Here is an 8,823-nt window from a genome sequence, read left to right as displayed (position 1 = left end):
GGCCCACCCACCACAGGCCAGGCCACCACCGGACCACCCCCAGCGCCCACCAACCGCGCACGCTCGTCGGCGGTGAGCATCGACACCCCCGACAGCGGCAGCGCCGCGTCAGCGGCCACCGCCGCCAGCACCGTGCACAGGTGGCCCGCCATGCGCTCCACCGTGCTCCGGTCGAACAGCGCCGTACTGAACTCGACCATCCCCATCAGCCCGCCGGCGCCACCGTCGCCCACGATCAGCCGCAGGTCGAACTTGGCCGATCCTCCGGTCTGCTCACCGTCGTGCTCGGCTTCACCGTGTGACCCGTCATCGCCGAAGTAGTCGAACAGCACCTGGAACAGCGGGGTACGGGACCTGTCCCGCTCGGTGACCAGCGCGTCCACCAGCTGCTCGAACGGCAAATCCTGATGGGCATAGGCGCCCAGCGCCGTCTCGCGCACCCGGCCGACCAGTTCGGCGAACGTCGGGTCGCCGGACAGGTCGGTGCGCAGCACCAGTGTGTTGACGAAGAACCCGATCAGGTCCTCGACCTGGGCGTGGTTCCGGTTCGCCACGGGTGACCCGACCACCACGTCGTCGGTGTCGGCGTACCGGCCCAGCACCACGCTGAATCCCGCCAGCAGCACCATGAACGTCGTCGCTCCGTTCTCACGGGCGATCTCGCGGAGCCCGTCCGCCACCGGTTCGGGGACGGTGAACCCGACCGCCGACCCGGCGTTCGACCGCACCGGCGGCCGCGGACGGTCCGTGGGCAGTTCCCGGACCGGCGCATCGGCGAGCCGCTCCCGCCAGTAGGCCAACTGCCCGTCCAGGACCTCGCCGGTCAGCTCGGACCGCTGCCAGGCCGCGAAGTCGGCGTACTGCACCGCCAGCGGCGGCAGCGGGTCCGGCTCGCCCGTCCGGAACGCCTCGTACAAGGCCGTCAGCTCACGCCAGAAGATCGTGCCGGACCACTCGTCGAACACCACGTGGTGCAGCGAAAGGCCGAGCACGTGATCGGTGGCGCCCAGCCGGATCAGCACCGCGCGGATCAGCGGCCCGGCCGCCAGATCGAACGGCGCGGCCGCGGACGCCGCGGCCAGGTCGCGGGCCGCCGTCTCCGGATCGGGGGCGCCCGACACGTCCGCCACGGGCAGTACGAACGGGCCGGGCGGGTCGATCACCTGACGGGCCGTCCCGTCGGGGCCGGCCACCAGCCGGGTGCGCAACACCTCGTGGCGGGCCACGACCGTGCCCAGCGCCCGGCGCAGCGCTTCGGTGTCCAGCGGCTCGCGCCATCGGGTTCGGAGGGGCACGTTGTATTCGGTCGATCCCGGCTCGAGCTGGTCGAGGAACCACAGCCGCTGCTGGGCGAACGACAGCGGCAGCGCCTGGTCGCGCGGGGCCGGCGTGATCGGCGCCACCGTCACACCGTGCACGGACCGTTCGACCACCCGGGCCAGTTCGCTGACCGTGGGCTGGTCGAACAGGGCCGCCAGGGGTATCTCGGTCCCGAACGCGTCTCGGATGCGGGAGATCACCTGGGTGGCCAGCAGTGAGTGGCCGCCGAGCTCGAAGAAGTTGTCCTCCGCGCCGACCCGGTCCACCCCGAGCAGCTCCGCCCAGATTCCCGCCAGCGACTCCTCGGCCGGGGTGGCAGGGGCGACGAACGTGCCGTCCAGGTCGGAGCGGTGGGCGTCGGGCACCGGCAGGGCGGCGCGGTCGATCTTGCTGCTGGAGGTCAGCGGCAGCGCGGCCAGCTCTGTGAACACCGACGGGATCATGAACTCCGGCAGGCTCTCGCGCAGGTGGCCGCGCAGTTCGCCGGAGGTGGGGATGCCCTCGGCGGGGTCGGCGGGTACGACGTAGGCCACCAGGCGTGCCTGCGCCGACTCGCCGAACGGGGTCACCACCGCCACCTGCACACCGGGGTGGGCGGCGAGCGCGGCCTCGATCTCCCCAGGTTCTATCCGGACTCCTCGTACCTTGACCTGGTCATCGGCCCGGCCCAGGAACTCCATCCGTCCCGCCGCGCTCCACCGCACCCGGTCACCTGTCCGGTACATGCGCGAGCCGTCGGCGGCGAACGGGTCGGCGATGAAGCGCTCCGCCGACAGGGCCGGGCGGCCTCCGTATCCGCGCGCGACACCGGGGCCGCCGATGAACAGTTCGCCCGCCACGCCGACCGGGACCGGGCGCAGTCGGCCGTCCAGCACGTGAACCGTCGTCGCGGCGATCGGCAGGCCGATCGGGACCGGCGAAACCGGCTCACGCAACACCGAGACGACCGCCGTGATCGTCGCCTCTGTGGGCCCGTAGGTGTTGTAGATCGGTACCGAGGTCCGCTCGAACCAGCGCGCCAGCACCGCGGCCGGTATCGCTTCACCGGCCAGGATCAGCAGGCGGAAGTCCGGGCCCGGTCCGTCGCCGGCGAGGTCGGAGATGGCCAGCTCCCAGACCGCGGGGGTCATCTCCGCGATGGTCGCCCGTTGTGCCCGGATCTGCCGCAGCACCTGGGCCGGCGTCCACAACTCGGCGCCGCGCAGCACCAGTCGCCCGCCGCGCATGAGGACCGGGAAGAGCTGCTCGACCGTCGCGTCGAAGGTGATGGAGGCGAACTGCAGGGTGCTGTCGGCCGGGGTGATCTCGTATCGGCGGCCCATCTCGGTCAGCCGCAGGCTCATCGAGCGGTGTTCGATGAGCACACCCTTGGGCCTGCCGGTCGAGCCCGAGGTGAAGATGACGTAGGCCAGGTTTCCCGGCCCCGCCTGCGGCGGCAGTTCGTCGCGGCTGTGGGTGGCGATGGCCGCCTCGTCCGCGTCGACGACCAGGCGTTCCACGTCGGGGCCTATCCGGTCGGCGAGCGCTGTCTGGGTGATGACGAGTGGTGCGCCGGAGGCCTCGAGCATGTACCGCATGCGCTGGTCCGGGTGGTCGGCGTCCATCGGGAGATAGGCGGCGCCCGCCTTCAACACTCCGAGGATGGCCACCATCAGGCCGGTGCCGCGCAGCAGGCACACCCCGACGACGTCCTCACGGCCGATGCCCCGCGCCCGCAGATGCCGCGCCAACCGGTTCGACCGTGCGTTCAGCTCCCCGTAGGTGAGCTGCCGATCCCCCTCCACCACCGCGATCGCGTCCGGCCGCAGTCGCGCCTGTTCCCCGATCAGTTCCAGGACCGAGCCCTTCGCCACCGGCTCGGCGCCCGTCCCCCACGACCGCAACTCGCCGCGCTCGGGCTCGGACAGCAGCTCCAGGGCGGCCACCTTGCGGCCGGAGTCCATGAAGGCCCGCAACACCGTGACCAGGTGCCGGGCCAGCCGCCGCACCGACGCCCCGTCGAAGAGGGCGGTGCTGTACTCGATCTCCCCGGAGAGGCCGCTCTCGCCCGCGTCGCCGAAGTTCACCTGCAGATCGGCCGTCGTGAGCTGCCGGGAGACGCCGTCGCCGTCGCGGTCCTCGCGGCGTTCCCGGGTCGGCCGTCCGGGGCCGTCCTCCTGGCCGTAGTTGAGGAAGACCTGGAACAGCGGGGTGCGGGACCTGTCCCGCTCGGTGACCAGGGCGTCCACCAGCTGCTCGAACGGCAGGTCCTGATGGGCGTAGCCCCCCAGCGCGGCCTCCCGCGCCCGGGCGAGGACCTCCGCGAACGTCGGGTCGCCCGACAGGTCGGTGCGCATCACCAGGGTGTTGACGAAGAACCCGATCAGGTCCTCTGTCTCGGCCCGGTTCCTGCCCGCCACCGCAGTGCCCACCACCACGTCGTCGGTGCCGCAGTACCGGCCCAGCAGGACGCTGAGCCCCGCCAGCAGCGCCATGAACATCGTCGCGCCGTTCTCGCGGGTGACCTCCCGCAGGCCGTCCACCACATCGGCGGGGACGGTGAACGGCACCGCCCCGCTCGCCGTCGACCGCACCGGGGGGCGGGGCCGATCGGTGGGCAGCTCCAGCACCGGGGCTCCGGCCAGTCGTTCCCGCCAGTAGCCCAGTTGCCGCTCCAGCACCTCCCCGGACAGGAACGACCGCTGCCACAGCGCGAAATCGGCGTACTGCGCCGCGAGCGGCTGCAGCGGATCGGGTTCCCCCGCCCGCAGCGCCGAATACAACGCGAGCAGTTCCCGCCGCAGCACACGCTCGGACCACTCGTCGAAGACCACGTGGTGCATCGTCAGGACCAGGACATGTCCCGGCTCACCCAGCCGGACCAGGCAGAAGCGCACCAGTGGGCCCGTCGCCAGATCGAACGGGGACCTGATCATCTGGGCTCCGAGCCGTTCCAGGGCACGCGCCGGATCGGGTTCGGCGGACACGTCGACGACCGGCAACCAGACCGGGCCAGGCGGATCGATGACCTGGTGGGCGACGCCGTCCGGGCCCGCCACCAGCCGGGTCCGCAACACCTCGTGCCGCGCCACCACCGCGTCCAGAGCCTTGTTCAGCGCCCCGGTGTCAAGGTCGCGGCCCAGTGGCACCCGCATCGGCATGGTGTATTCGATCGAGCCCGGTTCGAGCTGGTCGAGGAACCACAGCCGCTGCTGCGCGAATGACAGCGGAATCGGGGCGTCGGGGCGCTGCCCCCATTCCCGCAGCGGCGACCGCTCTCCCTTGAGGCGTCGCGTCAGCAATTCCTGTCTGGCCCGGGAAAGCGTCACATGTCCTCCACCGTGAGAATGCCAAACCAAACCCGCGATTCATCCGCTGCCATCGGGGAACTCAATATGGCATTCGGTGCGGCTGCATGGCACGCGGTGAATCCACGCTCAGTCGTCCCTGAGAAGGTGTTCAACAACGGCGGAGCGAAAGTTTGAGAGCGGTCACCGGCTGCGGACGGCAGAAATGATGACCCGCGGGGTGTCGTCCAGCAGGGCAGGGGTGTGCGTCGCCTCCGCCGTGAGCACTTCGGCGGCCTCTTTCCCGAGTTCCAGGGAGATTTCCTCCCCATGACGCAGGATGGCCTTGTGCACGGCGATCTCCCGGTCCCGGGAACCGGCGATCTCCTGCTTGGTGATGTCGGTGAACCCGGCTCTTTCGAGAAAGGAGTCGTAGGGCAGGCGAACCGGTTCCCAGCTGGTGAACACGAGCCGGCCGCCGGGGCGGAGCACCCGCGCCAGCTCGCGGAAGGCGGCAGACTTGTCGTGCACCATCCACAGCGCGTCGACGCTGACCGCCCCGTCGAAACCCCCGGCGGGCAATCCGGTGTCCGTAGCACTGGCCACGTAGAAACCGGCCCGGGACGCCATGCCGAAACTCGCCGCCCGATCCGACGCGGCGGCCACCGCTTCGGCGATGATATCCACGCCGGTCAGGGGCACATCAAGCTCACGCGCGATCCAGAGACCGGGGCCGCCCCGGCCGCACCCCACGTCGAGCAGGTCTGTCGTGTGCGACTGCGCCAGAATGCCCGCCAGCAGGCGCAGGTCGCTCAGTGTGACGAAACCGAAGGGTTCCACTTCGCTGGGATAGTCGGCGCCATAGATGTCTCGGTAGATGGATTGGAGTGTGGAGCCGCGGCCCTGGTTGGCCAGCACCGAACGGTAGCGGTCTTCCCGGGTGGACAGTGGTCTCTCAGCGGCACACATCGCTTCAACCCTTCTCCGGCCTCACGCCGACCGGTGCAGCCAGGCCAGCACGTCAGGTTCGAGGACCCGCGCGACCCGCGCGTGGTAGTCGGCGAGCTCGGCCGTGGTGAGCAGTTCGGCTCCCGATCCCGACACACCTCTGCGGAAGAAGGACGCGTTGTCCTTGAGCACGCCTGCGAAGGGCTCGATCCGGTCCGCCGCCGCGCGCATCCGCCCGAAGGTCGCGGCTTTCACCAGGCCGGGCCACAGTTCTTCGGCGACCGTGATTCCCAGCCGCGCCGCGAGGAGGCGCATCTGTCCCTCCAGATCGGCGGACAGGTCTTCGTAGTGCGTGAGGACGACGTTCGGCTCGTCGCGTCGTGCCCACGCGTCGGCGATGCGCTGGAGAATGCCGCCCAGAGGGCTCGGCTGTGTCGGTGAAGCCGGCTCTTCGGCGATCCAATCGAGCAGCCATGCCCGTGCCGAGTCCCCGAGGCTCCGATCAGCGGATCCAGACGCCGCATCCGTGCGCTTCTGCTGGTGGTAGGACGAAACGGCGGCATCCAGCGGATTCCTCCCGACCACGATGTAGGTGACCTGCGGGAGGGCGGGAACGTCCGCCAGTGAGCTGTGCGTCTTGATGAACCGCCGGTTGCGCTGAGCGGCGTACCACTCGAACACCTCATGGCGTATACCGGTCGGGTCGTCCAGCCACGGCGACAGCTGATTGAGCGGAGCCGGAAGGTCCGGCGTCTGGAAGACCAGGAGCGCGCAGATCATCTGCACCCATGTGGTGCCGCATTTACCCGGCGCACAGATGACGATGTCACCCGGCCGGAACGGGAAGGAAACCCAGCGATCAGCCAGGACCCCGTCCATGACCACGTCAACGGCCAGGCGGCCCCGAGTGGTGAGCACGATCCCCGCACGATCGGGGTCATTCGGCCCGCTTCGGTCTTCCAGGTACCCGCGCGACAACAGCTTGTCGGTCATCTCTCGTGATACGCCGCCGCCGATTTTCGACTTCTGTCTCGCCTCCTTGGCGGAGTGGCCTCTCGTCTTCAGCGTCGTCAGGAGGAGCACGTCACCCAAGGCGATATCTCTGAAGCCCGCGGACGAAAGGCGGGCGGCCATGGCCCGTTCGTTGGAGTCGCTCATCTCAAAGAACAGATTCACGGCAATTCTGTCCGTATCGAGCATGGCCGTAATTCTTCTGCCTTCCAGTCGTGAATTCAACCGGGCTCACGCGGGCGTGGGCACACGAGGTGTTCAACCAGGGCATCGCATCAGTTGAACACCGGCTTTCCCGCTCAGCGCCGCCGGCGGGTGATCTCCGTCTTCAGCCACGCGCCGATGACCCGCGCACTGTCTCCGCGCAGCACGGTCGAGTGTTCCGCGGGCACGTCCACGATCTCCGGTTCCCGGACGAGCGCGGCCCGCCACTGGTCGAGGGCCTGCTGCCGGATCTCGTCCGGGTCCTCGGCCGGCATGAACAGCACCACCCTGCCGTCGTAGGGCTCCCGGTGCATACTCCGCCCGTATGCGGTGTAGGCCAACCCGTTGATGGTCACCGCACGCATGATCCGCATCCCGTGCTTGTCGCCCACCCTGACGGCGGCGGCGATCTTGTCGTCGGGTTCGCGGAATCGCAGCAGCCGGTCCTCGTCGGCCGGGGAGAGGCGGGTCCCGGGCGGAGCCTGGATCGTGTCGTCCAGACGGGCCAGGAGCCGACGGGTCTCCTGGGCGGCGGCCCGGTGGCCGGGGGCGCGGGCGCCGAGGAAGGCCGGACCCATCAGGAACACACCGCCCACCTCCTTGCCCGCAGCGGCCGCCCGCCGGGCCATCTCAAGGGCGACGTAGCAGCCTCCGGACTGCGCGGCGAACAGGTACGGGCCGTCCGGCTGGAGCTGGAACACCTCCCTGAGGTAGGCAGCCGCCATCGTCCCGACCGTTCGCAGCGGGCGGTCGTCGCCGACCAGACCCCGCTCCTGCAGCGCGATCAGCTGCTGGCCCTCGCCGAGATGATCGGCGAGTCCGGCGTAGGCGGCGACCTCGCCGGTGATCGAGTGCACGGCGAACACGGCGGGGACGATGTCGCCCCTCCTGACGCGGACGGCCGAGCGGAGTCTGGCCTCAGCCCTGTGCGCCTCGATCTGCGCGGCGACGCCGGCGACGGTGGGACGGTCGAACAGATCGCCGACGCTGGTGTCGTATCCGGCGGCCCGGATCTGGGCCACGATCTGGGTCACCAGCAGGGAGTGCCCGCCGAGCTCGAAGAAGCTGTCGTCCACGCCCACCCGGTCCAGGCCCAGCGCGTCGGCCCAGACCTTGGCCACCACCCGCTCGATCTTGGTTCGGGGGGCGATGTAGCGATCCGACAGATCGACGCGGCCCGGTTCGGGGTCGGGGAGGGCGGCCCGGTCGATCTTGCCGCCCGGGGTCAGCGGGAGGGCGGCCAGCTCGGTGAAGGAAGCCGGGATCATGAAGGCGGGCAGCCTGGCGCGCAGGTAGTCGCGCAGCTCGCCCATGGCGGGAACACCTTCGGCGGGATCGGCCGGAACCAGATACGCCGCCAGCCGTGCCGTGTCCCCCTCCCCGGGCACCGTCACCACCGCGGAGCGGATGTCCGGGTGGGCGGCCAGGGCGGTCTCGATCTCCGCCGGTTCGATGCGGTAGCCGCGGACCTTGACCTGGTCATCGACCCGGCCCACGAACTCCAGCCGTCCATCGGCGCGCCACCGCACCCGGTCACCGGTCCGGTACACCCGCGAACCGTCCGCCGCGAACGGATCCGCCACGAACCGCTCCGCCGTCAACCCCGCACGCCCGGCATACCCGCGCGCCACACCGGCACCACCCACCAGCAACTCACCGGCCACACCCGTCGGCACCAGGTTCAGCGACCCGTCCACCACATACAGACGCCCATCAGCAACCGGCCCTCCGATCGAGGGAGGAAGCTCACTGTCCTCGACCACCCCGATACTCGCCACCACCGTGGCCTCGGTCGGTCCGTAGGCGTTCAGCAGCCGGTGCCCAGCCGCCCGCCATGCCGACGCCAGCGCCACATCCACCCGCTCCGCGCCCGTCACCAGCGTCTTCAACCCGGCCAGATCGGCCGGCGCCAGCACCCGCAGCAACGACGGCACCATGAACGCCAGCTCCACCCCCGCCGAACGGACCAACCCCGCCACTCCGCCCGGCTCGGCCCGTTCCTCGGACGACGCCACGACCAGCGTGCCGCCGCCCGACAGCACCATCACCAGCTCCCACACCGCCGCGTCAAAGC

General features: G+C 70.4%; 4 protein-coding genes. All 4 read right to left on the bottom strand.

Annotated elements, in window-relative coordinates; translation table 11 throughout:
• Nucleotides 1-4,628, bottom strand: a 4,628-nt coding sequence (locus FNH04_RS35525) for a non-ribosomal peptide synthetase (protein WP_194236916.1), incomplete at its 3' end; no start/stop codon positions are given.
• 162 nt (nucleotides 4,629-4,790) lie between these two features.
• A complete protein-coding gene (locus FNH04_RS35520) occupies nucleotides 4,791-5,555 on the bottom strand; it encodes a class I SAM-dependent methyltransferase (protein ID WP_152789970.1) in 765 nt (254 codons plus the stop codon).
• Between the two features lie 21 nt (nucleotides 5,556-5,576).
• On the bottom strand, nucleotides 5,577-6,734 hold the full coding sequence (locus FNH04_RS35515) for a sulfotransferase domain-containing protein (protein ID WP_228031794.1): 1,158 nt from the start codon (nucleotides 6,732-6,734) through the stop codon (nucleotides 5,577-5,579).
• A gap of 110 nt (nucleotides 6,735-6,844) precedes the next feature.
• Nucleotides 6,845-8,823 (bottom strand): AMP-binding protein (locus tag FNH04_RS35510; RefSeq protein ID WP_152789969.1); only part of this gene is annotated, 1,979 nt, incomplete at its 5' end.

The organism is Streptomyces phyllanthi, assembly GCF_009377205.1.
Classification (GTDB): domain Bacteria; phylum Actinomycetota; class Actinomycetes; order Streptomycetales; family Streptomycetaceae; genus Streptomyces; species Streptomyces phyllanthi.
Note: the sequence above shows the minus strand (reverse complement) of the source record. Positions and strands in the feature narration are given on the sequence as shown.

Bases quoted from the DNA above. Each gene is read 5' to 3' on its own strand.
- FNH04_RS35520 (WP_152789970.1), bottom strand. From the start codon at position 5,555: ATGTGTGCCGCTGAGAGACCACTGTCCACCCGGGAAGACCGCTACCGT.
- FNH04_RS35515 (WP_228031794.1), bottom strand. From the start codon at position 6,734: ATGCTCGATACGGACAGAATTGCCGTGAATCTGTTCTTTGAGATGAGC.